The organism is Pseudomonas sp. G2-4, assembly GCF_030064125.1.
Lineage (GTDB): Bacteria > Pseudomonadota > Gammaproteobacteria > Pseudomonadales > Pseudomonadaceae > Aquipseudomonas.
Map to the genome: position 1 here is coordinate 3,969,635 of NZ_CP125957.1, position 25,253 is coordinate 3,994,887.

Consider the following 25,253-nt stretch of genomic DNA (forward strand, 5'->3'; position numbering starts at 1 on the left):
ATCCTCCAGCAAGATGATGGCCTCTGTGGCGAGGGAGCTTGCTCCCTCGCCACAAGAGCATCCTGCAACACTCAAACGCCCCGCCATCCCTCGATGCCGGGGCGTTTTGCCGTCTACCATTCAACTTACCCCATCCGGGGCCGACAAACTGGCAATATCAAGCCTTTGTCTCGCGGAGAAATGGACATGCCTCTACGCACCTTCCTGGCCACCCTGCTGCTCAGCTGCAGCCTGTCGCTCATGGCCGCCACGGAGATCGTGCCGCTGAACTACCGTACCAGCGCCGACCTGCTGCCGGTGGCGCAGAATTTCATTGGCAAGGACGGTCAGGTCAGCGCCTACGGCAACCAACTGATCGTCAACGCCGAGCCCGGCAAGATCGAAGAACTCCGGCAATTCCTCGCCCAGTTGGATACCGCTCCCAAGCGCCTGCTGATCACGGTCGACACCAACGAAAACAACCTGCAGGGCGACCAGGGTTACTCGATCAACGGCGCCGCACCCAGCCAGACCCGCATCATCAACCGCAGCACCGCCAGCCGTGAAGGCGGCGTGCAGCAGGTACAAGCCAGCGAAGGCCAGCCGGCGTTGATCCAGGTGGGCCAAAGCGTGCCGTTCACCAGCAACCAGACCGACAGCTACGGTCGCATGCAGAGCCAGACCGAATACCGCAACGTCACCCAGGGTTTCTATGTCACGGCCAGCGTCACCGGCGAGACCGTTCATCTGAGTATCAGCACCAATCGTGACCGCATGAGCCAGGAACGTCCCGATGTAGTGAACGTTCAAAGTACCGACACAAGCGTCAGCGGGCGCCTGGGTGAATGGATCACCCTGGCCGGCGTGAATCGCCAGAATCAGGCCGACAAACAGGGGCTGACCCGCAGCTACTCGACCCAGGGCCGCGACGACATGATTTTACGGGTCAAGGTCGACACCCTGAACTGAAGCACCAAAAACTGACTGACTAGTCGTATTAGACCAAAGATGTAGTGCCTAAAAAAAAGCACTACAAAACGTTTGACGGGGCAAAAAACCGAAGGCATGATGGCCTCGCTCCCGCTAATCAGGGGCCCTGGCAAGGGCCTTCGGGTCGACGCTTGCAACTACCCTGCGAGCCGATTCGTGTCTGTACTGCCCACAAGGTGTGTTCGACGAGGTTGCGACTGGAACGAAGTTGTCCCGAGGGACGGAAGCGTAACTAGGTAACCCGGCATCACTCTGAGTTCGTATAAAGGCCCACGACGCCCGAATGCGCCCGCAGTTCGCCTCTACCTGCTCACTTTCCCCTCGAGCCATCGTTCATCCCGTCGCCTCCCCGCCTGATCCGACTTGTGCGCCCGGCCCCCTGGCCAGCGAGCAGCCTTCTACGCCAAATCTGGTGCAGCTGGCAGGAATTGTTCACCCCAAGAACGACTTTTTCTACAAGACGCGACGAGGTTTATCTCCATGGCACTGACACGCGAACAGCAAATTGCAGCCCTTGAAAAAGACTGGGCTGAGAACCCGCGCTGGAAAGGCGTGACGCGCAATTATTCCGCTGCTGATGTCGTCCGTCTGCGTGGCTCGGTTCAACCTGAGCACACCCTTGCGAAGATGGGCGCCGACAAGCTCTGGAACCTGGTCACCCAGGGCGCCAAGCCAGCCTTCCGCCCCGAGAAAGATTTCGTCAACTGCATGGGCGCCCTGACCGGCGGCCAGGCTGTACAACAAGTCAAGGCCGGTATCCAGGCAATCTACCTGTCGGGCTGGCAAGTGGCTGCGGACAACAACTCCGCCGAGTCGATGTACCCCGACCAATCGCTGTACCCGGTGGATTCGGTTCCAACCGTGGTCAAGCGCATCAACAACTCGTTCCGTCGCGCCGACCAGATCCAGTGGAAAGCCGGCAAGAACCCGGGCGACGAAGGCTACATCGACTACTTCGCCCCGATCGTGGCTGACGCTGAAGCCGGTTTCGGCGGCGTACTGAACGCCTACGAGCTGATGAAGAGCATGATCGAAGCAGGCGCCGCCGGCGTTCACTTCGAAGACCAACTGGCTTCGGTAAAGAAATGCGGCCACATGGGCGGCAAAGTATTGGTACCGACCCAGGAAGCCGTGCAGAAACTGACCGCTGCCCGCCTGGCTGCCGACGTTGCCGGTGTACCGACCATCATCCTGGCCCGTACCGACGCCAACGCCGCTGACCTGCTGACTTCCGACTGCGACCCGTACGACCAGCCGTTCGTGACCGGCACCCGCACCCAGGAAGGTTTCTACAAGGTTCGCGCCGGTCTCGACCAAGCGATTTCCCGTGGCCTGGCCTACGCGCCATACGCCGACCTGATCTGGTGCGAAACCGCCAAGCCGGACCTCGACGAAGCCCGTCGCTTCGCCGAAGCGATCAAGAAGGAATACCCGGACCAACTGCTGTCGTATAACTGCTCGCCTTCCTTCAACTGGAAGAAAAACCTGGACGACGCGACCATCGCCAAGTTCCAGCGTGAACTGTCCGCCATGGGCTACAAGCACCAGTTCATCACCCTGGCCGGCATCCACAACATGTGGCACAGCATGTTCAACCTGGCGCACGACTACGCCCGCAACGACATGACCGCCTACGTGAAGCTGCAAGAACAAGAGTTCGCTGACGCCGCCAAGGGCTACACCTTCGTGGCTCACCAGCAGGAAGTGGGCACCGGTTACTTCGACGACATGACCACCGTGATCCAGGGCGGCACCTCGTCGGTGACCGCACTGACCGGCTCCACCGAAGAAGAACAATTCCACTGATTCACACGCTTGCCTCGAGTAAGCGGCCCTTGCGGACCGAGTAAAAGCTAACCGCAAAGCCGACGATCTGAAGCCCCGACTGGTTCGGGGCTTTTTTTTTACCGGTTTTCACACTTTGAAGTGACTGACCAGCAGCTGCAACTGGTTACCCAGGCGCGCCAGCTCGATGCTGGAGGCTGCGGTTTCTTCGCTGGCTGAGGCGGTCTGTTCGGATACATCGCGCACGCTCAAAATACTGCGGCTGATTTCCTCGGCCACCGAGCTTTGTTGCACCGCAGCAGCGGCAATCTGTTGATTCATGGCCTGAATGCCAGAAACCGCCTGGGTGATGTTGCCCAGGGAGATGCCGGCCTTGCCGGCCAACTCCACACTGCTGTCGGTCAGTTCGCGGCTATTTCGCATGATGCTCGAAACCTGGCGCGTGCCGTTCTGCAAGCCCGCCACCAGGCTTTCAATCTCTTCGGTGGAATGCTGGGTACGCTGGGCCAGCCCACGTACTTCGTCGGCAACCACGGCAAAACCGCGCCCGGCGTCACCCGCGCGGGCGGCCTCAATGGCGGCGTTAAGGGCCAGCAAGTTGGTCTGCTCAGCCACCGCCCTGATCACGTCCATGATTTTGCCGATGCGCGCGCTTTCTTGTTCCAGCTCATCCATGGCGTCGACTGAGCGCCCGACTTCGCTGGCCAAGCGCTCGATCTGAACGATGGCTTGCGCGACCACCTGGTCGCCGATACGGGCCTGTGCATCGGCCTCTGACGCGACTGCACAAGCCTGTTCGGCATTACGCGCGACTTCATGCACGGTGGCCGACATTTCGTGCATGGCGGTGGCCACCTGGTCGGTCTCGGTCTTCTGACTATTGACCCCGGCACTGGTCTGCTCGGTGACGGCCGATAACTCTTCGGCGGCGCTGGCGATTTGGGTGACGCCATCGCGGATGCCACCGATCAGGTCACGCAACGTGGCGCCCATGCGCTGAATACCTTGCTGCAAGACACCCAGCTCGTCACTACGGGTCACGACCATGTCTTGCGTGAGGTCGCCTGCTGCAATGCGATCGACCACAGCCAATGTGTCCTGCAACGGCCGCGTAATCTGGCGAGTGATGATCATGGCCGCAAGAATCCCCAACAACATCGCCAAGGCAGTACAGCTCAGCTGCAGGAGGCGGGCCTGGGCGCTGTCTTCGTCACGGGAGACCAGTTGGCTGGCATACATTTCATCAGTCAGACGGGTGATGGTTTCACCCAAATCGATGGTGTCCTGCACGGCCTTGCCAATGGCCTGATTACTGGCGGTAAAGTTCTGCACGGAGCGGCGGTAAGCAATCAGCGCGGTTTCCAGCTGCTTGATGGTGTCAGCATAGGTCGGGCCGAAAGCGCTGTTGAGGGTTTCGATGCCCTTGAGCGTATTTTCGAGCTGGCGGGTGGCGGCTTGCTCGGTGGTGCTGTTGGGGTTACCGGTGTAGCCACGCACTTCATAACGCACCAGCGCCACGTCCTCTTTGGCCTTGAGGATGATCCTGTACAGCTCAAAACGGCGCTCATCCGACGCAGGCATTGCTTCTACGTCATTGATGACCTTGGCAATCAATGCCGCGCCCTTGACGGCATTGACGCCCATCTCCTTGCGCATGGCTGCGTCATCGCGATAAGCCTCGCGCATCGTATTCAGTGCCACTTGATACTGCGCACTGGCCTGCTCGATCAGCGCAAGTTTTTTCAGGTTTTCAGGTTTTCTCAACTCGTTTACAAGGCTTTTTTGCTTGGCGACAAACTGCTCCAGCGACGCCTGGATCAATGCACCCTTTTGTTCATCGCCCTTGTCCACCTGGTATTGAAAGCGAGCCCTGCGCAGGTGATCAAGACGGTTGCCGAGTTCGGTAATGCTGGTCATTCGATCAGTGCGCTGGATCATTTTTCCCAGGCTGAACCAGCCGGTCGCGGCAAGGATAGCGGTCAGAAGCAGCACAACAGCAAAGCCCAAAGCCAACTTGAGCATAACGCTCATATTCGCGATCCAAGAATTCATGACATTCCTTTGGTAATCAGCCGCGAACGATGAAAACTGACGCAGCTATCGATGAAGGGGCGATTGTCTAACCAGCATTGATATAGATGATTAGATGAGCGAGCGGCAAAGATAGCCATTTGCCATCAACTCTTCAAGGCTCTAGCTCCGGCCTCGTGCCGATTTTTGCTGGCAAAGCGGTTTCGCTTAACGTGCCAATGCCTGGGGGCGCAGGTTCTGGGTTGGCTCGACTGATCGGCCCCGATCTGACAATCCCGGTTTTTTCACCCGTTTTCTTTGAAGCAACCTACGCTGTAAGAGCAAACCTGCATCTGTGGGAGCCAGGCTTGGCCGCGATGACCGATAGGGCAGTCTGCCTCGGGACCGCGTTGCCGACATCGCGAGCAAGCCTGGCTTCCACGGAAGCAGCCTCTCATGCAGATCCAACCTTCACCGGACACCTCCCCCACAAAACTTTCGGGGCAGCGCTAGAAAAATTGATCGAACGCAGTATTGGGCAGTCCGAAAAGGAGTAAAACGTCCGACGCTGACAATTGCAGTAGCGACGATGTAAGACCGCCCTTCAGACACGACACTAAGTGCACTGTAGAAAAGGCCGGCGCAGATAATAATAATTATCATTTGGAAGTCGTTATCATTGTTACATACCGCACGAAATATTATTGATGAATAGCCGGCCAACGCCCACGGGGCCGGGGCCGCAGGGTCCTGGAGGTGCGCTATGTCCTTATTCCAATAAATAATTTCGCTATAGGAATTTTACTTGCCCGGTGTTTAGCCATAAAATCACCGCGATTGATTGCTGCGACATATCGTCACTGCGTTATTTCTATTCAAGCTCAGAGACCTTTGCTCTCTGTTAAGGATTTCCAGCATGCCCGAAGCGACAGGACTCATGGCCCACAACTGGGGCTTTGCCATTTTCCTTCTGGGTGTCGTCGGCCTGTGCGCCTTCATGCTCGGTGTGTCGAGCCTGCTCGGGTCAAAAGCCTGGGGCCGCAGCAAAAATGAACCGTTCGAGTCCGGCATGCTACCTACCGGTGGCGCCCGCTTGCGGCTCTCAGCCAAATTCTATCTGGTCGCGATGCTGTTCGTGATCTTCGATATCGAAGCCCTCTTTCTCTTTGCATGGTCTGTGTCCGTCCGCGAAAGCGGCTGGACCGGATTCGTCGAAGCTCTCGTTTTCATAGCAATTCTGTTGGCAGGTCTTGTCTACCTTTACCGGGTGGGGGCGCTTGATTGGGCTCCGGAAGCTCGGCGCAAGCGGCAAGCGAAGCTGAAACAATGAGGCTTTGGCAATGCAATACAATCTCACCAGGATCGACCCCGATGCTCCTAACGAGCAGTACCCCATTGGCGAGCGGGAAACCGTCGCTGATCCGTTAGAGGATCAAGTCCACAAAAACATCTTCATGGGCAAGCTCGAAGACGTGCTGAACAACACGGTCAACTGGGGTCGCAAGAACTCCCTGTGGCCGTACAACTTCGGCCTTTCGTGCTGCTACGTGGAAATGACCACCGCCTTCACGGCGCCCCACGACATCGCGCGCTTTGGCGCCGAGGTGATCCGGGCATCGCCGCGCCAGGCGGATTTCATGGTTATCGCCGGAACCTGCTTCATCAAGATGGCGCCGATCATCCAGCGTCTCTACGAGCAGATGCTCGAGCCGAAGTGGGTTATCTCCATGGGTTCGTGCGCCAACTCTGGTGGCATGTATGACATCTACTCCGTTGTTCAAGGGGTGGACAAGTTCCTGCCCGTGGACGTCTACGTGCCTGGCTGCCCCCCTCGCCCTGAAGCTTTCCTGCAAGGCTTGATGCTGTTGCAGGAGTCGATTGGCCAGGAGCGTCGCCCGCTGTCCTGGGTCGTTGGTGATCAAGGCGTCTATCGCGCCGAGATGCCATCGCAAAAGGAACAGCGCCGCGAACAGCGTATCGCAGTCACCAACCTGCGCAGCCCCGACGAAGTCTGATCCAGCTCTGTTCCTCTACAAGAAACGAGAACCTGGCTTCATTCTTTACGTTGACCGAAAGCGATAAATAACCATGACTACAGGCAGTGCTCTGTACATCCCGCCTTATAAGGCAGACGACCAGGATGTGGTCGTCGAACTGAACAACCGTTTTGGCCCCGAGGCGTTCACCGCCCAGCCGACCCGTACCGGCATGCCGGTGCTTTGGGTTGCCCGCGCCAAACTCGTCGAAGTCCTGACCTTCCTGCGCAACCTGCCCAAGCCGTACGTCATGCTCTATGACCTGCACGGCGTGGACGAGCGTCTGCGCACCAAGCGTCAAGGGCTGCCCGACGGCGTCGACTTCACCGTGTTCTATCACCTGCTGTCGATCGAGCGTAATAGTGACGTCATGATCAAGGTCGCCTTGTCCGAGAGCGACCTCAGCGTGCCGACCGTGACCGGTATCTGGCCGAATGCCAACTGGTACGAGCGTGAAGTGTGGGACATGTTCGGGATCGATTTCCCCGGCCACCCGCACCTGACGCGCATCATGATGCCGCCGACCTGGGAAGGTCACCCGCTGCGCAAGGACTTCCCGGCCCGCGCCACCGAGTTCGACCCGTTCAGCCTGTCCCTGGCCAAGCAACAGCTCGAGGAAGAAGCCGCGCGCTTCAAGCCCGAAGACTGGGGCATGAAGCGCTCGGGTACCAATGAGGACTACATGTTCCTCAACCTCGGCCCGAACCACCCTTCGGCCCACGGTGCCTTCCGCATCATCCTGCAACTCGACGGTGAAGAGATCGTCGATTGCGTCCCGGACATCGGCTACCACCACCGTGGTGCCGAGAAGATGGGCGAGCGTCAGTCCTGGCACAGCTACATTCCCTACACGGACCGCATCGATTACCTCGGCGGCGTGATGAACAACCTGCCGTACGTGCTTTCGGTCGAGAAACTGGCCGGGATCAAGGTGCCGGAGAAGGTCGACGTCATCCGCATCATGATGGCCGAGTTCTTCCGTATCACCAGCCACCTGCTGTTCCTGGGCACCTACATCCAGGACGTGGGCGCCATGACCCCGGTGTTCTTCACCTTCACCGACCGCCAGAAGGCGTACACGGTGATCGAAGCCATCACCGGTTTCCGCCTGCACCCGGCCTGGTACCGCATCGGTGGCGTTGCCCACGATCTGCCACGGGGCTGGGAGAAGCTGGTCAAGGACTTCGTCGAGTGGATGCCCAAGCGCCTGGACGAGTACACCAAGGCCGCCCTGCAGAACAGCATCCTCAAGGGTCGTACCATCGGGGTCGCCGCCTACAACACCAAAGAGGCCCTGGAATGGGGTGTCACCGGTGCAGGCCTGCGTTCCACCGGTTGCGACTTCGACCTGCGCAAGGCGCGCCCTTACTCCGGCTATGAAAACTTCGAATTCGAAGTCCCGCTGGCGGCCAATGGCGATGCCTACGACCGCTGCATGGTTCGCGTCGAGGAAATGCGCCAGAGCATCAAGATCATCGACCAGTGCATGCGCAACATGCCGGAAGGCCCGTACAAGGCGGATCACCCGCTGACCACGCCGCCGCCCAAAGAGCGCACGCTGCAACACATCGAGACCCTGATCACGCACTTCCTGCAGGTTTCGTGGGGCCCGGTCATGCCGGCCAACGAATCCTTCCAGATGATCGAAGCGACCAAGGGCATCAACAGTTATTACCTGACGAGCGACGGCGGCACCATGAGCTACCGTACCCGGATTCGCACCCCAAGCTTCCCACACCTGCAGCAGATCCCTTCGGTGATCAAAGGCAGCATGGTCGCGGACATGATCGCGTACCTGGGTAGTATCGATTTCGTTATGGCCGACGTGGACCGCTAAGCATGAACAGCACGCTTATCCAGACAGACCGTTTCGCCTTGAGCGAAACCGAGCGCTCGGCCATCGAGCACGAGCTGCATCACTACGAAGACCCGCGCGCGGCGTCGATCGAAGCCTTGAAGATCGTCCAGAAGGAACGTGGCTGGGTGCCCGATGGCGCGCTCTACGCCATCGGCGAGATCCTCGGCATCCCGGCCAGCGACGTCGAAGGTGTCGCCACCTTCTACAGCCAGATTTTCCGCCAGCCAGTAGGCCGCCACATCATTCGCGTCTGCGACAGCATGGTCTGCTACATCGGCGGCCACGAATCCGTGGTCAGCGAAATCCAGGGCAAGTTGGGCATCGGCCTGGGCCAGACCACCGCAGACGGCCGCTTCACGCTGCTGCCGGTGTGCTGCCTGGGCAACTGCGACAAGGCTCCGGCGCTGATGATCGACGACGACACCTTTGGTGACGTCAAGCCAGATGGCGTCGCCAAACTGCTGGAGGGCTACGTATGACCCTGACTTCCTTCGGGCCCGCCAACCGCATCCAGCGTTCGGCCGAAACCCACCCCTTGACCTGGCGTCTGCGTGACGACGGCGAAGCCGTGTGGCTGGACGAATACCAGGCCAAGAACGGCTACGCCGCCGCGCGCAAGGCGTTCACCGACATGGCCCAGGACGACATCGTCCAGACCGTGAAGGATTCCGGCCTTAAAGGTCGTGGCGGCGCGGGCTTCCCCACGGGTGTGAAGTGGGGCCTGATGCCCAAGGACGAATCCATCAACATCCGCTACCTGCTGTGCAACGCGGATGAAATGGAGCCCAACACCTGGAAGGACCGCATGCTGATGGAGCAACTGCCCCATCTGCTGATCGAAGGCATGCTGATCAGCGCCCGTGCGCTGAAAACCTACCGTGGCTATATCTTCCTGCGTGGCGAATACACCACCGCCGCCAAGCACCTGAACCGTGCCGTGGAAGAAGCCAAGGCCGCAGGCCTGTTGGGCAAGAACATCCTGGGCAGCGGTTTCGATTTCGAGCTGTTCGTCCACACCGGCGCCGGGCGTTACATCTGCGGTGAAGAAACCGCGCTGATCAACTCCCTCGAAGGCCGCCGCGCCAACCCGCGCTCCAAGCCGCCCTTCCCTGCCGCCGTAGGCGTGTGGGGCAAGCCGACCTGCGTGAACAACGTCGAGACCCTGTGCAACGTGCCGGCGATCATTGCCGACGGCGTGGACTGGTACAAATCCCTGGCCCGCGACGGCAGCGAAGACATGGGCACCAAGCTCATGGGTTTCTCTGGCAAGGTCAAGAACCCTGGCCTGTGGGAGCTGCCGTTCGGCATCACCGGGCGTGAGCTGTTCGAGGACTATGCCGGTGGCATGCGCGACGGCTACACGCTCAAGTGCTGGCAGCCCGGCGGAGCCGGTACCGGTTTCCTGTTGCCGGAACATCTGGACGCACAAATGTACGCCGGCGGCATCGCCAAGGTGGGCACCCGCATGGGCACCGGCCTGGCGATGGCGGTGGACGACAGCGTCAACATGGTTTCCCTGCTGCGCAACATGGAAGAGTTCTTCTCCCGTGAGTCGTGCGGTTTCTGCACCCCTTGCCGCGATGGCCTGCCCTGGAGCGTCAAGCTGCTGCGGGCCATTGAGAACGGTGAAGGCCAGGCCGGCGACATCGAGACCCTGTTGGGCCTGGTGGGTTTCCTCGGCCCAGGCAAGACCTTCTGTGCTCACGCACCGGGTGCCGTGGAGCCGTTGGGCAGCGCGATCAAATACTTCCGCCCTGAATTCGAGGCCGGCATCGCGCCAACGCGCGCCGGGGACCTCAATCAGGTGGTCACGCCGACCATGGTCGGCGCGTAACGACGCTTAAAAAGGCGAAGGGTCCGTGCCCTTCGCCTTTCGTCCGATGACGCCTTTTACCCAGGCTGTTTGGATTCGGACGAATAACAAGATTCCATTAGCCACGCCCGCTGACACCGGGCCAACGAAGAACTTTGAACCATGGCCACTATCCACGTAGACGGCAAAGAGCTCGAAGTCGATGGCGCAGACAACCTGTTACAGGCATGTCTGTCCCTGGGCCTCGACATTCCTTATTTCTGCTGGCACCCCGCCCTTGGCAGCGTTGGCGCCTGTCGCCAATGCGCGGTCAAGCAGTACACCGACGAGAACGACAAGCGTGGTCGGATCGTCATGTCCTGCATGACTCCCGCCACCGACGGCAGCTGGATCTCCATCGACGACGAAGAAGCGAAAGTGTTTCGCGCCAGCGTCGTCGAATGGCTGATGACCAACCACCCTCACGACTGCCCGGTCTGTGAGGAAGGCGGCCACTGCCACCTGCAAGACATGACGGTGATGACCGGCCACAACGAGCGCCGTTATCGCTTCACCAAGCGCACCCACCAGAACCAGCAACTGGGCCCGTTCATCTCCCACGAGATGAACCGCTGCATCGCCTGCTACCGTTGCGTGCGCTTCTACAAGGACTACGCCGGCGGCACCGACCTGGGCGTATTCGGTGCCCACGACAACGTGTACTTCGGTCGCGTTGAAGACGGCACCCTCGAAAGCGAGTTCTCCGGCAACCTCACCGAGGTCTGCCCGACCGGTGTGTTCACCGACAAGACCCACTCCGAGCGCTACAACCGCAAGTGGGACATGCAGTTCTCGCCGAGCATCTGCCATGGCTGCTCCAGCGGTTGCAACATCTCCCCCGGCGAACGCTACGGTGAACTGCGTCGCATCGAAAACCGCTTCAACGGCTCGGTGAACCAGTACTTCCTGTGTGACCGTGGCCGTTTCGGCTATGGCTACGTCAACCGCATCGACCGTCCACGCCAGCCGCTGCTGGCCGACGGTACCAAGCTGAGCCTGGACCAGGCCCTGGATAAGGCCGCCGAGCTGCTGCGCGGTCGCAACATCGTCGGCATCGGCTCGCCACGGGCCAGCCTGGAAAGCAACTACGCCCTGCGTGAACTGGTCGGTGCCGAGCACTTCTACAGCGGTATCGAAGCCGGTGAACTGGAGCGCATCCGCCTGGTGCTGCAAGTGCTCAAGGACAGCCCGCTGCCCGTGCCGACGATGCGCGACATCGAAGATCACGACGCGGTGTTCGTCCTTGGCGAAGACCTGACCCAGACAGCCGCCCGCATGGCCCTGGCCTTGCGCCAGTCGGTCAAGGGCAAGGCCGAGGACATGGCCGACGCCATGCGCGTGCAGCCATGGCTCGACGCCGCCGTGAAGAACATCGGCCAGGACGCACTGAACCCGCTGTTCATTGCCAGCCTCGCTGAAACCAAGCTCGACGACGTGGCCGAAGAATGCGTCCACGCCGCCCCTGACGACCTGGCGCGCATCGGTTTTGCCGTGGCCCACGCCCTGGACGCCAGCGCCCCGGCCGTAGAAGGCCTGGACAGCGAAGCAGCCGCCCTCGCCCAACGTATCGCCGATGCCCTGCTGGCCGCCAAGCGCCCACTGATCATCGCCGGCACCTCGTTGGGTTCCAAGGCGCTGATCGAAGCCGCCGCCAACATCGCCAAGGCCTTGAAGCTGCGCGAGAAGAACGGTTCCATCAGCCTGATCGTGCCGGAAGCCAACAGCCTCGGCCTGGCCATGCTCGGCGGTGAATCGGTGGACGCGGCCCTGCAAGCGGTGATCGACGGCACAGCCGACGCCATCGTGGTGCTGGAAAACGACCTGTATACCCGCACCGACAAAGCCCGCGTGGACGCCGCCCTGAACGCCGCGAAAGTGCTGATCGTCGCCGACCATCAGAAAACCGCCACCGCCGACCGCGCCCATCTGGTGCTGCCGGCGGCGAGCTTCGCCGAAGGCGACGGTACGCTGGTCAGCCAGGAAGGCCGCGCCCAGCGCTTCTTCCAGGTGTTCGATCCGACTTACCTGGACGCCAGCATTCTGGTTCACGAAGGCTGGCGCTGGCTGCACGCCCTGCGCTCGACCCTGCTGGACCAGCCGGTGGATTGGACGCAACTGGACCACGCGACTGCCGCCTGCGCCGAAAGCAACCCGCAATTGGCCCGCATCGTCGATGCCGCACCGTCGGCCTCGTTCCGCATCAAAGGCCTGAAACTGGCGCGCGAACCGCTGCGCTACAGCGGCCGCACCGCCATGCGCGCCAACATCAGCGTCCACGAACCGCGCACCTCCCAGGACACGGACACGGCGTTCTCGTTCTCCATGGAAGGCTACTCGGGTTCGACCGAACCGCGTTCCCAGGTGCCGTTCGCCTGGTCGCCGGGCTGGAACTCGCCGCAGGCCTGGAACAAGTTCCAGGACGAAGTCGGCGGTCACCTGCGCGCCGGTGATCCGGGCACCCGCCTGATCGAAAGCCAGGGCGATGGCCTCAGCTGGTTCGCCAGTGTGCCGCGCGCCTTCAACCCGGCACCGGGCACCTGGCAGGTCGTGCCGTTCCATCACCTGTTCGGCAGCGAGGAGAACTCTTCCAAAGCCGCACCCGTGCAGGAACGCATCCCGGCCGCCTACGTGGCGCTGGCCAAGTCCGAAGCCGATCGCCTGGGCGTCAACGATGGTGCCCTGCTGAGCTTGAACGTTGGCGGCCAGACCCTCCGTCTGCCGCTGCGCATCAATGAAGAACTGGGCGTCGGCCTGGTGGCCTTGCCGGCCGGCCTGGCGGGCATTCCGCCGGCGATATTCGGCAAAACCGTCGACGGTCTGCAGGAGGCAGCGCAATGAGCTGGTTCACCCCCGAAGTGATCGCCGTGATCCTGACGGTTCTCAAGGCCATCGTGATCCTGCTGGCCGTGGTGGTCTGCGGTGCGCTGCTGAGCTTCGTCGAACGTCGCCTGCTGGGCTGGTGGCAGGACCGCTACGGTCCGAACCGCGTCGGCCCGTTCGGCATGTTCCAGATCGCCGCCGACATGATCAAGATGTTCTTCAAGGAAGACTGGACGCCGCCATTTGCCGACAAGGTGATCTTCACTTTGGCACCGGTGGTGGCCATGAGCGCCTTGCTGATCGCCTTCGCGATCATCCCGATCACCCCGACGTGGGGTGTGGCGGACCTGAACATCGGCCTGCTGTTCTTCTTCGCCATGGCCGGCCTGTCGGTGTACGCGGTGTTGTTCGCCGGTTGGTCGAGCAACAACAAGTTCGCTCTGCTGGGCGCCCTGCGGGCCTCGGCCCAGACCGTGTCCTACGAGGTGTTCATGGGCCTGGCGCTCATGGGCATCGTGATCCAGGCTGGCTCGTTCAACATGCGCGACATCGTCGAGTACCAGGCCCAGAACCTGTGGTTCATCATTCCGCAGTTCTTCGGTTTCTGTACCTTCTTCGTCGCCGGCGTGGCCGTGACTCACCGTCACCCCTTCGACCAGCCGGAAGCGGAACAGGAACTGGCCGACGGTTACCACATTGAATATGCCGGCATGAAATGGGGCATGTTCTTCGTCGGTGAGTACATCGGCATCATCCTGATCTCGGCGCTGCTGGTAACGCTGTTCTTCGGTGGCTGGCACGGCCCGTTCGGCATCCTGCCGCAATTGTCCTTCGTCTGGTTCGCCCTGAAGACCGCGTTCTTCATCATGCTGTTCGTCCTGCTGCGCGCCTCAATCCCGCGCCCACGCTACGACCAGGTGATGGACTTCAGCTGGAAGTTCTGCCTGCCGCTGACCCTGATCAACATGCTGGTGACCGCTGCGATCGTTTTGATGAACGCGCCTGCGGCCGCGGTTCAGTGAGGATTTGACCCATGTTCAAATATATTGGCGACATCGTTAAGGGTACCGGTACCCAACTGCGAAGCCTGGTCATGATCTTCGGCCATGGCTTTCGCAAGCGCGACACCCTGCAATACCCGGAAGAAGAGGTCTATCTGGCGCCACGCTATCGCGGCCGTATCGTCCTGACCCGCGACCCCGACGGCGAAGAGCGCTGCGTGGCCTGCAACCTGTGCGCCGTGGCATGCCCGGTGGGTTGCATCTCGCTGCAGAAAGCTGAAACCGAAGACGGTCGCTGGTACCCGGACTTCTTCCGCATCAACTTCTCGCGCTGCATTTTCTGCGGCCTCTGCGAGGAAGCGTGCCCGACCACCGCGATCCAGCTCACACCGGATTTCGAAATGGCCGAGTTCAAACGTCAGGACCTGGTGTACGAGAAAGAAGATCTGCTGATTTCCGGTCCCGGTAAAAACCCTGATTACAACTTCTATCGTGTTGCAGGTATGGCCATTGCCGGTAAGCCAAAAGGCGCCGCGCAGAATGAAGCCGAACCGATCAACGTGAAGAGCTTGCTGCCTTAAGGAAGAAAGATGGAATTCGCTTTCTATTTCGCATCGGGTATCGCGGTGGTGTCCACGCTTCGAGTGGTCACCAACACCAACCCTGTGCACGCCCTGCTCTACCTGATCATTTCGCTGATCGCCGTGGCCATGACCTTTTTCGCCCTCGGCGCACCGTTCGCCGGTGCGCTGGAAGTGATCGCCTACGCCGGCGCCATCATGGTGCTGTTCGTGTTCGTGGTGATGATGCTGAACCTGGGCCCGGCCTCGGTCCAACAGGAACGCACTTGGCTCAAGCCCGGCATCTGGGCAGGACCGGTGATTCTCGCCGCCCTGCTGCTGGGTGAACTGCTGTATGTGCTGTTCGCTCACCAGAGCGGCCAGGCCATCGGCCACACCACCGTAGGTGCCAAGGCCGTGGGCATCAGCCTGTTCGGCCCGTACCTGCTGGCTGTCGAACTCGCCTCGATGCTGCTGCTTGCCGCAGCCGTCACGGCGTTCCATTTGGGCCGTAACGAGGCGAAGGAGTAATCACATGCCTGCTATCCCTCTCGAGCATGGTCTGGCGGTTGCCGGCATCCTGTTCTGCCTCGGTCTGGTCGGCCTGATGGTCCGCCGTAACATTCTGTTCGTGCTGATGAGCCTGGAGGTCATGATGAATGCCACCGCCCTGGCCTTCATCGTCGCGGGCGCTCGCTGGGCCCAGCCGGATGGACAGATCATGTTCATCCTGGTGATCAGCCTGGCAGCCGCCGAGGCCAGTATCGGCCTGGCGATTCTGTTGCAGCTGTACCGCCGCTTCCACACTCTCGATATTGACGCTGCCAGCGAGATGCGCGGATGAACCTTCTCTTTCTGACTTTCGTATTTCCCCTCATCGGTTTCCTGCTGCTGTCGTTCTCCCGCGGACGCTGGTCGGAAAACCTTTCGGCGCTGGTCGGCGTGGGCTCCATTGGCCTGTCCGCCCTCGTCACGGCCTACGTGATCTGGCAGTTCAACGTCGCCCCGCCCGAAGGCGGTGTGTACGTGCAGGTGCTGTGGCGCTGGATGGCGGTGGAAGGTTTCACGCCGAACTTCGCCCTGTACCTGGACGGCCTGTCCATCACCATGCTCGGCGTGGTGGTCGGCGTGGGTTTCCTGATCCACCTGTTCGCCTCCTGGTACATGCGCGGTGAAGCCGGTTACTCGCGCTTCTTCGCCTACACCAACCTGTTCATCGCCAGCATGCTGTTCCTGGTGCTCGGCGATAACCTGTTGTTCCTGTACTTCGGCTGGGAAGGCGTGGGCCTGTGCTCGTACCTGTTGATCGGTTTCTATTACAGCAACCGCAACAACGGTAACGCCGCGCTCAAGGCGTTCATCGTGACCCGGATCGGCGACGTGTTCATGGCCATCGGCCTGTTCATCCTGTTCCAGCAACTGGGCACGCTGAATATCCAGGAACTGCTGGTCAAGGCACCGGAACACTTCAAGGTCGGCGACTTCTGGATTGTCCTCGCCACCCTGATGCTGCTCGGTGGTGCCGTCGGTAAATCCGCACAACTGCCGCTGCAAACCTGGCTGGCGGACGCGATGGCCGGCCCTACCCCGGTGTCGGCACTGATCCACGCCGCGACCATGGTGACCGCGGGCGTCTACCTGATCGCCCGTACCCACGGCCTGTTCGCCCTGGCGCCGGACATCCTGCACCTGGTGGGCATCGTCGGCGGCGTGACCCTGGTGCTGGCCGGCTTTGCCGCGCTGGTACAGACCGACATCAAGCGCATCCTCGCCTACTCGACCATGAGCCAGATCGGCTACATGTTCCTGGCCCTGGGCGTCGGTGCCTGGGAAGGCGCGATCTTCCACCTGATGACCCACGCCTTCTTCAAGGCCCTGCTGTTCCTTGCCTCCGGTGCGGTGATCGTTGCCTGCCACCACGAGCAGAACATCTTCAAGATGGGCGGCCTTTGGAAGAAGCTGCCGCTGGCCTACACCAGCTTCATCGTCGGCGGCGCGGCCCTCGCGGCCCTGCCACTGGTCACCGCCGGTTTCTACTCCAAGGACGAGATCCTCTGGGAAGCGTTCGCCAGCGGTAACCAAGGCCTGCTCTATGCCGGCCTGGTGGGGGCATTCATGACCTCGCTGTACACCTTCCGCCTGATCTTCATCGCGTTCCACGGTGAAGCCAAGACCGAAGCCCACGCCGGCCACGGCATTGCCCATTGGCTGCCGCTGTCGGTGCTGATCGTGCTGTCGACCTTCGTCGGCGCCATGATCACCCCGCCGCTGGCCGATGTGCTGCCCCAAAGCGTCGGCCATGCCGGCGGCGAAGCCAAGCACAGCCTGGAGATCGCCTCGGGCGCCATCGCCCTGGCGGGTATCCTGCTGGCTGCCCTGCTGTTCCTGGGCAAGCGCCGTTTCGTCACGGCCATCGCCAACAGTGGTATCGGGCGATTCCTTTCGACCTGGTGGTTCGCCGCCTGGGGCTTCGACTGGATCTACGACAAACTGTTCGTCAAGCCATACCTTGCGATCAGCCACATTCTGCGCAAAGACCCGCTCGACCAGACCATTGGCCTGATCCCGCGCATGGCCAAGGGCGGCCACACCGCCCTGAGCCGTACCGAGACCGGTCAATTGCGTTGGTATGCGGCTTCCATGGCGGCTGGCGCCGTGCTGGTTATCGGCGCCATCGTGCTGGTAGCGGTCTGATATGAACCTTGCGAACTTGCGAAAGGAAACGAGCCCGTCATGATTCTGCCCTGGCTAATCCTGATCCCCTTCATCGGCGGCCTGCTGTGCTGGATCGCGGAGCGCTCCAGCTCCACGCTCCCGCGCTGGATTGCGCTGCTGACCATGTCCCTGGAACTCGCGCTCGGCCTCTGGCTGTGGGCGACCGGCGACTATTCATTTGCTCCGGCCCCTGGCGCCGATCCAACCTGGGCGCTTGAATTCAAGCACATCTGGATCGAACGCTTCGGCATCAGCGTGCACCTGGCCCTCGACGGCCTGTCGCTGCTGATGATCCTGCTGACCGGCCTGCTGGGTATCCTTTCGGTACTCTGCTCCTGGAAAGAGATCCAGCGTCACGTCGGCTTCTTCCACCTGAACCTGATGTGGATCCTGGGCGGCGTGATCGGCGTGTTCCTGGCGCTGGACCTGTTCATGTTCTTCTTCTTCTGGGAAATGATGCTGGTGCCGATGTACTTCCTCATCGCGCTCTGGGGTCACAGTTCTTCGGACGGCAAGAAAACCCGGATCTACGCGGCGACCAAGTTCTTCATCTTCACCCAGGCCTCTGGCCTGATCATGTTGGTGGCGATCCTTGGGCTGGTGCTGGTCAACTTCAACAACACCGGCGTGATTACCTTCAACTACGCCGACCTGTTGAAAGTGCAGATGTCCAAGACCACCGAGTACGTGCTGATGCTGGGCTTCTTCATCGCCTTCGCGGTGAAGCTGCCGGTGGTGCCGTTCCACTCCTGGCTGCCGGATGCCCACGCCCAGGCGCCAACCGCTGGTTCCGTGGACTTGGCGGGTATCCTGCTGAAGACCGCAGCCTATGGCCTGCTGCGCTTTGCCCTGCCGCTGTTCCCCAATGCCTCGGCGGAGTTCGCGCCGATTGCCATGACCCTGGGCCTGATCGGGATTTTCTACGGGGCGTTCCTGGCGTTCGCCCAGACCGACATCAAGCGCCTGATCGCATTCTCCAGCGTTTCGCACATGGGCTTCGTGCTGATCGGGATCTACTCCGGCAGCCAGTTGGCCTTGCAAGGCGCGGTAATCCAGATGCTGGCACACGGTCTGTCGGCGGCGGCGCTGTTTATCCTCAGCGGCCAGTTGTACGAGCGCCTGCACACCCGGGACATGCGTGAGATGGGTGGCCTGTGGTCGCGCATCGCCTACCTGCCGGCCATCAGCCTGTTCTTCGCGGCTGCCTCCCTGGGCCTGCCGGGCACGGGCAACTTCGTCGGAGAGTTCCTGATCCTGATCGGCTCGTTCGTCAGTGCACCGTGGATCACCGCCATCGCCACCTCCGGCCTGGTGTTCGGTTCGGTCTACTCGCTGATCATGATCCACCGCGCCTACTTCGGCCCGTCCAAGTCGGACGAAGCGCTGCGCGGCATGGACGGTCGCGAACTGATCATGGTGCTCGGCCTTGCGGTGCTGCTGGTTTACCTCGGCGTTTTCCCGCAACCGTTCCTCGACACATCTGCCGCCACGATGCATGGCGTGCAGCAGTGGCTCGGCACCGCCTTCTCTCAACTCGCTTCGGCCCGGTAAGAGCGCTATGGAATTTACGATTCAACACTTTATCGCGCTTGCGCCGCTGTTGATCACCAGCGCCACGATCATCGTGGTGATGCTGGCGATCGCCTGGCGGCGTAATCACTCACAGACCTTCCTGCTGTCGGTGGCGGGGCTGAACCTGGCCCTGCTGTCGATCCTGCCGGCCCTGAAAGTCGCGCCACTGGCAGTCACGCCGTTGATACAAATCGACAGCTTCGCCTGCCTCTACATGGCGTTGATCCTGGTCGCCACCCTGGCCTGTGTCACCCTCGCCCACGCCTACCTCGGCGATGGCGGTTCGGGTTACCCGGGCAACCGCGAAGAACTGTACCTGCTGATCCTGATGGCCGCCGCCGGTGGCCTGGTCCTGGTCAGCGCGCAGCACCTGGCCAGCCTGTTCATCGGCCTGGAACTGCTGTCGGTGCCGGTCTATGGCCTGGTGGCCTACGCCTTCTTCAACAAGCGCTCCCTGGAAGCCGGCATCAAGTACATGGTGCTGTCGGCGGCCGGTTCCGCGTTCCTGTTGTTCGGCATGGCCCTGCTCTACGCCGAAGCCGGCACCCTGAGTTTCGTCGGCATCGGCCAGGCCCTGGCGGCCACCGGGCTACCTAGCCCGATCGCGCAACTGGGCCTGGGCATGATGTTGATCGGCCTGTCGTTCAAGCTGTCGCTGGTGCCCTTCCACCTGTGGACCCCGGACGTCTACGAAGGCGCCCCGGCGCCCGTGGCGGCGTTCCTGGCCACCGCGTCGAAAGTGGCGGTGTTCGCAGTGATGGTGCGTCTGTTCCAGATCTCGCCAGTGGCCAGCAGCGGTGTGCTGAGCAACGTACTGACCATCATCGCCATTGCGTCGATCCTGTTCGGTAACCTGCTGGCGCTGACCCAGAGCAACCTCAAGCGTCTGCTGGGTTACTCGTCCATCGCCCACTTCGGTTACCTGCTGATCGCCCTGATCGCCAGCAAGGGCCTGGCCGTGGAAGCCATCGGCGTGTACCTGGTCACCTACGTGATCACCAACCTCGGCGCCTTCGGCGTGATCACCCTGATGTCCTCGCCGTACAACGGCCGCGACGCCGACGCCCTGTACGAATACCGCGGCCTGTTCTGGCGCCGTCCGTACCTGACCGCCGTGCTGACCGTGATGATGCTGTCCCTGGCCGGCATCCCGCTGACCGCCGGCTTCATCGGCAAGTTCTACATCATCGCCACTGGCGTCGAGGCTCACCAATGGTGGCTGGTCGGCTCCCTGGTGCTGGGCAGTGCTATCGGCGTGTTCTACTACCTGCGCGTGATGGTCACCCTGTACCTGATGGAACCGAACCTGCGGCGCCACGATGCCGAGCTGCACTGGGAACAGAAGGCAGGCGGCGTGATGCTGCTGGCCATCGCCGTGTTGGCGTTCTTCCTTGGTGTGTACCCGCAGCCGTTGCTGACCTTGGTCCAGCAGGCTGGCCTGACGGGTTGATCGTGTAGCGGTAGATCGCAGAAAACATAAACGGCACCTTCGGTGCCGTTTTTGCGTTTGAGGGATGATGGATTTTCAAAAACCCGTGACCGCAAGTTCCTGAGAGATCAAATCAAACCTGCGCTATAAAAGCCCCTTTACCATAGGGACACATGCCAGTTGAAGACCCGAAGGGGAATGGTAAATCGCAGGCTCCTCGCCCACGAAACCGTAGCGTCGGTAAAAGTCAGCCGCATTCAAAGTTGCATCAAGCTTGACTTCCTCCAGGCCCAATTCTCGCGCCAGGGACTCAAGGTGGTCCAGGACTCTCCTGCCGATACCCCGCTGCATAAAATCAGGATGCACAAAGATCGCGCCGATTTCGCTGTTCTCCAGGTCAAGCATTCCTGTTGCCACCGGCTCTCCGTCGATACAGCCCAGATAGAAGTGCTTCTCCATCAGTGTGTAATAGCCATCTGAGGCCGCACCAGCCGTCCAGGCCAATAGCTGCGTCTCGGTGTAGGCGTTGATGCATTGATGCCGTATCGCTAGAAGGCGAATGTCGAATGCTGTCTGGGAATCACTGTGGTCGGCTCGTCTAATCTCGAACATTTCAGTCTCCGTCAGCCATGTTCGGACGGAGAACTAAAAAAGCCCCGTCCATCTCTGGCGGGGCTTGGGGTAACACGTCAAATTCTAAGCACGCATGACCTCATGGCCCGCCAGAGGCGGTCATAGAGGAACACAGCATGTTCATTCGACGTATGTAAATCATGGGTGGATAGTGCTGTGGATGGCCGGACAAGTCAATTTCGAAGCGGCTTTGAGCAGTGGGCAGCGTGGATTCTATCCAGACTGCATGACGTCCAAATGTAGGGCTATCCTTGTGATCGGCTAACTTGCAGGCCCGGGAGGAGAGACAAGGTTGAACGTCGATTTTGAATGCGTCGTCGTAGGCGCTGGCGTCGTTGGGCTCGCCGTGGCGCGAGAGATGGCCCGGGCCGGTCACGAAGTGCTGCTGATCGAAGCCGGCGACGCCATCGGCATGGGCATCAGCTCGCGCAACTCGGAAGTCATCCACGCTGGCATCTATTACCCACAGGGCAGCCTCAAGGCGCAATTGTGCGTCGAAGGCCGGCGCCGGCTGTACGACTATTGTGAGAGCCACGGCGTCGCGACCCGCCGGCTTGGCAAGTTGATCGTCGCCAAGGACCAGGCCCAGGTGGCCGCGCTTGAAGCCTTGTTGGAACGCGGTTTGACGAATGGCGTGGACGATTTGCGCCTGCTCGATCAAAAACAGGCGTTGGACCTGGAGCCGGCCCTGGCGTGTGTCGGCGCGTTGTATTCGCCTTCCACCGGTATCGTCGATTCCCACGCCTTGATGCTGGCCTTGCAGGGCGATGCCGAAGCGGCCGGGGCGAACGTCGCGTTTTGCACCCCGCTGTTGAGTGCTCGTGTCACCGCCGATGGCTTCCTGCTGGAATTGGGTGGCACGGCGCAGATGAGCTTGTCCTGCCGCCAACTGATAAACGCCGCCGGCCTCCAGGCGCCCGCCCTCGCCCGCCGCATCGAAGGCCTGGCGCCGCAATCGGTGCCCCCTGATTACTTGTGCAAGGGCAACTACTTCAGCCTGGCCGGACGCGCGCCGTTCCGGCATCTGGTTTATCCCGCCCCGCAAGCCGCCGGCCTGGGCATCCACATGACCTTGGACCTGGCGGGCCAGGCGCGTTTCGGTCCTGACATTGAATGGGTCGAGGGTGAAGACTATCGAGTCGATCCGGCACGGGCCGAAGCCTTCTACTCGGCGATTCGCAATTACTGGCCAGGCCTGCCGGACCAGAGCCTGCAACCGGCCTATAGCGGCATCCGCCCGAAAATCTCCGCTCCCGGCGAACCCGCCCGCGACTTTCTTTTCAGCGGTAGAGCCGAGCATCAGGTGCCGGGATTGATCAATCTGTTCGCAATTGAGTCGCCTGGGCTGACCTCGTGCCTGGCGATTGCGACGCGAGTCCGGCAACTGATCGAAAGCGCTTAGCCATCAGCGCAAAGTGCAATACATTTTTCCCACCCTCTTGCAGCTTGCACGAACATGAAAAACGCAGTTAATTCAACCAATTGTTTTTAAAGGGTTTTTAAACACGCTTCGGCTGGCACGGCTGATGCAATTTACCTGACACGCGGCGTTGGCGCTTGAAGCCGGCCCGTAACCGTGAATTGCCAGGAGCTACTTATGAACGCCATCGACCTGTTGAAAGCCGACCATGAACGCGTCAAGGCCATCTTGACCCAGTTGAGCGAGTCCACCGACCGCGCCCTCAAGAAACGCACCGACCTGTTGGCAAAACTGGAAATGGAAATCTCTATCCATACCCGCCTTGAGGAAGAAATTCTTTACCCAGCGTTCAAGCAGGCGGGGGGCAAGGATGAGGCCGAGATGTATTTCGAAGCCAAGGAAGAGCACCGCACCGTCGACTCGCTGGTGCTGCCGGACCTGAAAACCACCGACCCATCCCAGCCAGAATTTGCCGGTCGCGTGAAAGTGGTCAAGGAGCTGCTGGAGCACCACATCGAAGAAGAAGAAAAGGAAATGTTCCCCCACGCGAAGAAACTGCTGGGCAAAGCGAAACTGGATGCCCTGGGTGAAGAAATGGAAACCATGAAAGCGCAGTACAAAAAAGAATTGAGCAGCGCCAACCTCGCCGCCTGATCCCTTGCTGTGGATGCTTTCAGCCGCCAAATGGCGGCTGAAAGCGTCACGGCTCGTTATTGCATCTGTTCGCGCAAGAACTCCACCAGCGCCTGTACCGGGCGAGCGCTTTGTCGATGTTGCGGGTACACCGCCGACAGCGCGAGCGGCTCGGTTTCGAAACCCTCCAATACCTTGATCAACCGTCCGTCCTTCAAGGCATCGCCAAGGATGAATGTCGGCAGGTAGGTGATGCCCATGCCGGCGATGGCCGCGTCCCTGAGCAAATCACCGTTATTGGCGCGCATGCGGCCCGCCACCTCCAGGGTCACGGATTTGCCGGGCCCACCGAATCGCCACTGGACCTGACGGCTGTGACCATAGGGCAGGCAGTCATGCTGGCGCAGGTCTTCAGGCCGCGCGGGCGTGCCACGTTGTGCCAGGTAAGCCGGGCTGGCGCAGTACACCCGCTCGATGGTCGCAATGCGCCGGGCGATCAAGGTTGAATCCTCCAGCATGCCGATCCGCAGCGCCAGGTCGTAGCCCTCCCCCAGCAGATCCACCGAACGGTCGCTCAGGTCCACCTCCACGCTGACACCCGGATAGCGCTGCAGAAAAACCGGCAAGAGGCTGCCCAGATGCGCTACCGCGAACGACAGCGGCGCGCTGAGGCGAATGGTCCCGCGAGGCTCGCTGGTCTGGCCGCTGATGCCCTGCTCCACTTGCTCGATTTCGCTGAGCAGGCGTAGCGCCGCCTCGTAGTAACGCTGGCCCAAAGGCGTAACGTCCAGCCGCCGCGTCGAGCGATTGAGCAGACGCACCCCAAGGCGCTGCTCCAGTTCCATGAGCTTGCGGCTGACGAACTGCTTGGACAGCCCCAACTTGTCCGCCGCAGCGGTGAAACTGCCCGACTCCATGACCTGGGCAAAGATGCGCATTTCTTCGAAGGGGTTCATTGTCATTCCGCGGGTGGACAGTCAGGGATCTTCTATTGGGCATTGTGGTCGGGGGGAGACAGATTGGGAAGGTGTCGCATGTGCTGCCGTCATCGCGAGCAAGCTCGCTCCCACAAGGGTTTTGTGGTGGACATAGGTTCCGAGAACACTCGATAACACTGTGGGAGCGAGCTTGCTCGCGATGACGGCGGTTCAGCTTGCCGAGAAATTGATGCCAGGCACAAAAACGCCCGCACAAGGCGGGCGTCATCCAGCAGCAACCCTTAAACTTACTTGGCCGTCAGCGCCGAGTAGCTGTTCATCAGGTTGCGGTAGTTCGGAATGCGCTGGGACAGCAGGTTGCCCAGGCCTTCGATGTCGTTGCGCCAGTCGCGGTGCAGCTCACAGGCCACCGAGAACCAGTTCATCATTTGCGCGCCGGCAGCGGTCATCCGTACCCAGGCGGCCTGCTGCACGGTTTCGTTGAACGTACCCGAGGCATCGGTGACGACGAATACATCGAAACCTTCAGCCAGCGCCGACAGAGTCGGAAACGCCACGCAGACATCGGTCACCACGCCGGCAATGATCAACTGCTTACGGCCGGTGGCCTTGATCGCCTTGACGAAGTCTTCGTTGTCCCAGGCATTGATCTGGCCTGGACGTGGGATGTACGGCGCGTCCGGGAACATTTCCTTGAGTTCCGGCACGATCGGGCCGTTAGGGCCCTGTTCGAAGCTGGTGGTCAGGATGGTAGGCAACTCGAAAAACTTCGCCAGGTCGGCCAGGGCCAACACGTTGTTCTTGAACTCGTTGGGCGAGAAGTCCTGGACCAGGGAAATCAGGCCGGTCTGGTGATCGACCAGCAGGACCACCGCGTCGTCCTTGTTCAGGCGGTTGTAGGCGGGAACGTTGCTCATGGGATGACTCCTTTGGATGGATGCTAAAACCTGTGGGAGCGAGCCTGCTCGCGAAAGCGGTGTATCAGCTTGCGGCGATGCCGGAGGATCCGACGTCTTCGCGAG

The 25,253-nt window shown here is 60.9% G+C and carries 21 protein-coding genes and 1 pseudogene; 17 read left to right on the top strand and 5 right to left on the bottom strand.

Translation table 11 applies throughout. From position 1 onward, the window contains the following. Positions 1-186 precede the first annotated feature (186 nt). Positions 187-948, top strand: a complete 762-nt coding sequence (locus tag QNH97_RS17295) for a secretin N-terminal domain-containing protein (RefSeq protein WP_283553101.1) — start codon at positions 187-189, stop codon at positions 946-948. A gap of 501 nt (positions 949-1,449) precedes the next feature. Further along, entirely contained in the window at positions 1,450-2,775 is a 1,326-nt protein-coding gene (gene aceA / locus QNH97_RS17300) for an isocitrate lyase (protein WP_283553102.1), read from the top strand. 108 nt (positions 2,776-2,883) lie between these two features. Here aceA and QNH97_RS29540 read toward each other — a convergent pair whose 3' ends face one another. Further along, a complete protein-coding gene (locus QNH97_RS29540; protein ID WP_502944546.1) occupies positions 2,884-3,801 on the bottom strand; it encodes a methyl-accepting chemotaxis protein in 918 nt (305 codons plus the stop codon). Then, a pseudogene (locus tag QNH97_RS29545) lies at positions 3,787-4,806 on the bottom strand (methyl-accepting chemotaxis protein); the annotation flags it as partial. The pseudogene QNH97_RS29545 and the gene QNH97_RS29540, both read right to left, overlap by 15 nt. Positions 4,807-5,680: 874 nt before the next feature. Here QNH97_RS29545 and QNH97_RS17310 point away from each other — a divergent pair. The 13 genes from QNH97_RS17310 to nuoN all read left to right on the top strand — a co-directional run bounded on the left by QNH97_RS17310 (position 5,681) and on the right by nuoN (position 20,628). Next, entirely contained in the window at positions 5,681-6,094 is a 414-nt protein-coding gene (locus QNH97_RS17310; RefSeq protein ID WP_030141323.1) for an NADH-quinone oxidoreductase subunit A, read from the top strand. A 10-nt stretch (positions 6,095-6,104) separates the two neighbouring features. Then, complete coding sequence (locus QNH97_RS17315; RefSeq protein ID WP_283553104.1) at positions 6,105-6,779, top strand: NuoB/complex I 20 kDa subunit family protein; 675 nt, start codon at positions 6,105-6,107, stop codon at positions 6,777-6,779. Between the two features lie 73 nt (positions 6,780-6,852). Then, the gene (gene nuoC / locus QNH97_RS17320; protein ID WP_283553105.1) at positions 6,853-8,637 is read left to right on the top strand and encodes an NADH-quinone oxidoreductase subunit C/D; all 1,785 of its coding nucleotides are present in this window, start codon (positions 6,853-6,855) and stop codon (positions 8,635-8,637) included. A gap of 2 nt (positions 8,638-8,639) precedes the next feature. Continuing rightward, complete coding sequence (gene nuoE, locus QNH97_RS17325; protein ID WP_003180060.1) at positions 8,640-9,137, top strand: NADH-quinone oxidoreductase subunit NuoE; 498 nt, start codon at positions 8,640-8,642, stop codon at positions 9,135-9,137. Further along, complete coding sequence (gene nuoF / locus QNH97_RS17330) at positions 9,134-10,492, top strand: NADH-quinone oxidoreductase subunit NuoF (RefSeq protein ID WP_283553106.1); 1,359 nt, start codon at positions 9,134-9,136, stop codon at positions 10,490-10,492. Before nuoE ends, nuoF begins: the two co-directional genes overlap by 4 nt. A gap of 141 nt (positions 10,493-10,633) precedes the next feature. Continuing rightward, the gene (gene nuoG / locus QNH97_RS17335) at positions 10,634-13,348 is read left to right on the top strand and encodes an NADH-quinone oxidoreductase subunit NuoG (protein WP_283553107.1); all 2,715 of its coding nucleotides are present in this window, start codon (positions 10,634-10,636) and stop codon (positions 13,346-13,348) included. After that, positions 13,345-14,352, top strand: coding sequence for an NADH-quinone oxidoreductase subunit NuoH (gene nuoH, locus QNH97_RS17340; protein ID WP_283553108.1), 1,008 nt, complete (start codon positions 13,345-13,347; stop codon positions 14,350-14,352). Before nuoG ends, nuoH begins: the two co-directional genes overlap by 4 nt. A gap of 11 nt (positions 14,353-14,363) precedes the next feature. Further along, complete coding sequence (gene nuoI / locus QNH97_RS17345) at positions 14,364-14,912, top strand: NADH-quinone oxidoreductase subunit NuoI (protein ID WP_214912771.1); 549 nt, start codon at positions 14,364-14,366, stop codon at positions 14,910-14,912. Between the two features lie 9 nt (positions 14,913-14,921). Then, positions 14,922-15,422 carry an NADH-quinone oxidoreductase subunit J gene (gene nuoJ, locus QNH97_RS17350; protein WP_283553109.1) on the top strand — a complete coding sequence of 167 codons (501 nt, stop codon included), beginning with the start codon at positions 14,922-14,924 and terminating at the stop codon, positions 15,420-15,422. Positions 15,423-15,426: 4 nt separating this feature from the next. Continuing rightward, a complete protein-coding gene (nuoK, locus tag QNH97_RS17355) occupies positions 15,427-15,735 on the top strand; it encodes an NADH-quinone oxidoreductase subunit NuoK (RefSeq protein ID WP_041073214.1) in 309 nt (102 codons plus the stop codon). Next, positions 15,732-17,585, top strand: a complete 1,854-nt coding sequence (nuoL, locus tag QNH97_RS17360) for an NADH-quinone oxidoreductase subunit L (RefSeq protein ID WP_283553110.1) — start codon at positions 15,732-15,734, stop codon at positions 17,583-17,585. Before nuoK ends, nuoL begins: the two co-directional genes overlap by 4 nt. A 39-nt stretch (positions 17,586-17,624) precedes the next feature. After that, positions 17,625-19,157, top strand: a complete 1,533-nt coding sequence (gene nuoM / locus QNH97_RS17365; RefSeq protein WP_283553111.1) for an NADH-quinone oxidoreductase subunit M — start codon at positions 17,625-17,627, stop codon at positions 19,155-19,157. A 7-nt stretch (positions 19,158-19,164) separates the two neighbouring features. Further along, a complete protein-coding gene (gene nuoN, locus QNH97_RS17370; protein ID WP_283553112.1) occupies positions 19,165-20,628 on the top strand; it encodes an NADH-quinone oxidoreductase subunit NuoN in 1,464 nt (487 codons plus the stop codon). A 123-nt stretch (positions 20,629-20,751) separates the two neighbouring features. On the opposite strand, the gene QNH97_RS17375 is transcribed toward nuoN, so the two are convergent. After that, positions 20,752-21,219, bottom strand: a complete 468-nt coding sequence (locus tag QNH97_RS17375) for a GNAT family N-acetyltransferase (protein WP_283553113.1) — start codon at positions 21,217-21,219, stop codon at positions 20,752-20,754. A gap of 313 nt (positions 21,220-21,532) precedes the next feature. Between QNH97_RS17375 and QNH97_RS17380 the strand changes: the two genes are divergently transcribed. Both QNH97_RS17380 and QNH97_RS17385 read left to right on the top strand, forming a co-directional pair. Further along, positions 21,533-22,642, top strand: coding sequence for an NAD(P)/FAD-dependent oxidoreductase (locus tag QNH97_RS17380; RefSeq protein WP_283553114.1), 1,110 nt, complete (start codon positions 21,533-21,535; stop codon positions 22,640-22,642). A gap of 195 nt (positions 22,643-22,837) precedes the next feature. Beyond that, positions 22,838-23,314: a PA2171 family ribosome-binding persister protein gene (locus tag QNH97_RS17385; RefSeq protein ID WP_283553115.1), complete on the top strand. Its 477-nt coding sequence runs from the start codon at positions 22,838-22,840 to the stop codon at positions 23,312-23,314. Positions 23,315-23,370: 56 nt separating this feature from the next. On the opposite strand, the gene QNH97_RS17390 is transcribed toward QNH97_RS17385, so the two are convergent. After that, the gene (locus QNH97_RS17390; protein WP_283553116.1) at positions 23,371-24,249 is read right to left on the bottom strand and encodes a LysR family transcriptional regulator; all 879 of its coding nucleotides are present in this window, start codon (positions 24,247-24,249) and stop codon (positions 23,371-23,373) included. A 269-nt stretch (positions 24,250-24,518) separates the two neighbouring features. Continuing rightward, on the bottom strand, positions 24,519-25,148 hold the full coding sequence (ycaC, locus tag QNH97_RS17395) for an isochorismate family cysteine hydrolase YcaC (protein WP_014337664.1): 630 nt from the start codon (positions 25,146-25,148) through the stop codon (positions 24,519-24,521). Between the last annotated feature and the right edge of the window lie 105 nt (positions 25,149-25,253).

What these genes read in the sequence shown, in the direction of transcription:
- nuoI (WP_214912771.1), top strand. Translation starts at nt 14,364, where the DNA reads ATGTTCAAATATATTGGCGACATCGTTAAGGGTACCGGTACCCAACTG.
- nuoK (WP_041073214.1), top strand. Translation starts at nt 15,427, where the DNA reads ATGCCTGCTATCCCTCTCGAGCATGGTCTGGCGGTTGCCGGCATCCTG.
- nuoJ (WP_283553109.1), top strand. Translation starts at nt 14,922, where the DNA reads ATGGAATTCGCTTTCTATTTCGCATCGGGTATCGCGGTGGTGTCCACG.
- nuoM (WP_283553111.1), top strand. Translation starts at nt 17,625, where the DNA reads ATGATTCTGCCCTGGCTAATCCTGATCCCCTTCATCGGCGGCCTGCTG.
- QNH97_RS17315 (WP_283553104.1), top strand. Translation starts at nt 6,105, where the DNA reads ATGCAATACAATCTCACCAGGATCGACCCCGATGCTCCTAACGAGCAG.
- ycaC (WP_014337664.1), bottom strand. Translation starts at nt 25,148, where the DNA reads ATGAGCAACGTTCCCGCCTACAACCGCCTGAACAAGGACGACGCGGTG.
- QNH97_RS17385 (WP_283553115.1), top strand. Translation starts at nt 22,838, where the DNA reads ATGAACGCCATCGACCTGTTGAAAGCCGACCATGAACGCGTCAAGGCC.
- nuoN (WP_283553112.1), top strand. Translation starts at nt 19,165, where the DNA reads ATGGAATTTACGATTCAACACTTTATCGCGCTTGCGCCGCTGTTGATC.
- QNH97_RS17295 (WP_283553101.1), top strand. Translation starts at nt 187, where the DNA reads ATGCCTCTACGCACCTTCCTGGCCACCCTGCTGCTCAGCTGCAGCCTG.
- nuoH (WP_283553108.1), top strand. Translation starts at nt 13,345, where the DNA reads ATGAGCTGGTTCACCCCCGAAGTGATCGCCGTGATCCTGACGGTTCTC.
- nuoL (WP_283553110.1), top strand. Translation starts at nt 15,732, where the DNA reads ATGAACCTTCTCTTTCTGACTTTCGTATTTCCCCTCATCGGTTTCCTG.
- nuoF (WP_283553106.1), top strand. Translation starts at nt 9,134, where the DNA reads ATGACCCTGACTTCCTTCGGGCCCGCCAACCGCATCCAGCGTTCGGCC.
- QNH97_RS17375 (WP_283553113.1), bottom strand. Translation starts at nt 21,219, where the DNA reads ATGTTCGAGATTAGACGAGCCGACCACAGTGATTCCCAGACAGCATTC.
- QNH97_RS29540 (WP_502944546.1), bottom strand. Translation starts at nt 3,801, where the DNA reads ATGGTCGTGACCCGTAGTGACGAGCTGGGTGTCTTGCAGCAAGGTATT.
- nuoE (WP_003180060.1), top strand. Translation starts at nt 8,640, where the DNA reads ATGAACAGCACGCTTATCCAGACAGACCGTTTCGCCTTGAGCGAAACC.
- aceA (WP_283553102.1), top strand. Translation starts at nt 1,450, where the DNA reads ATGGCACTGACACGCGAACAGCAAATTGCAGCCCTTGAAAAAGACTGG.
- QNH97_RS17390 (WP_283553116.1), bottom strand. Translation starts at nt 24,249, where the DNA reads ATGAACCCCTTCGAAGAAATGCGCATCTTTGCCCAGGTCATGGAGTCG.
- nuoC (WP_283553105.1), top strand. Translation starts at nt 6,853, where the DNA reads ATGACTACAGGCAGTGCTCTGTACATCCCGCCTTATAAGGCAGACGAC.
- nuoG (WP_283553107.1), top strand. Translation starts at nt 10,634, where the DNA reads ATGGCCACTATCCACGTAGACGGCAAAGAGCTCGAAGTCGATGGCGCA.
- QNH97_RS17310 (WP_030141323.1), top strand. Translation starts at nt 5,681, where the DNA reads ATGCCCGAAGCGACAGGACTCATGGCCCACAACTGGGGCTTTGCCATT.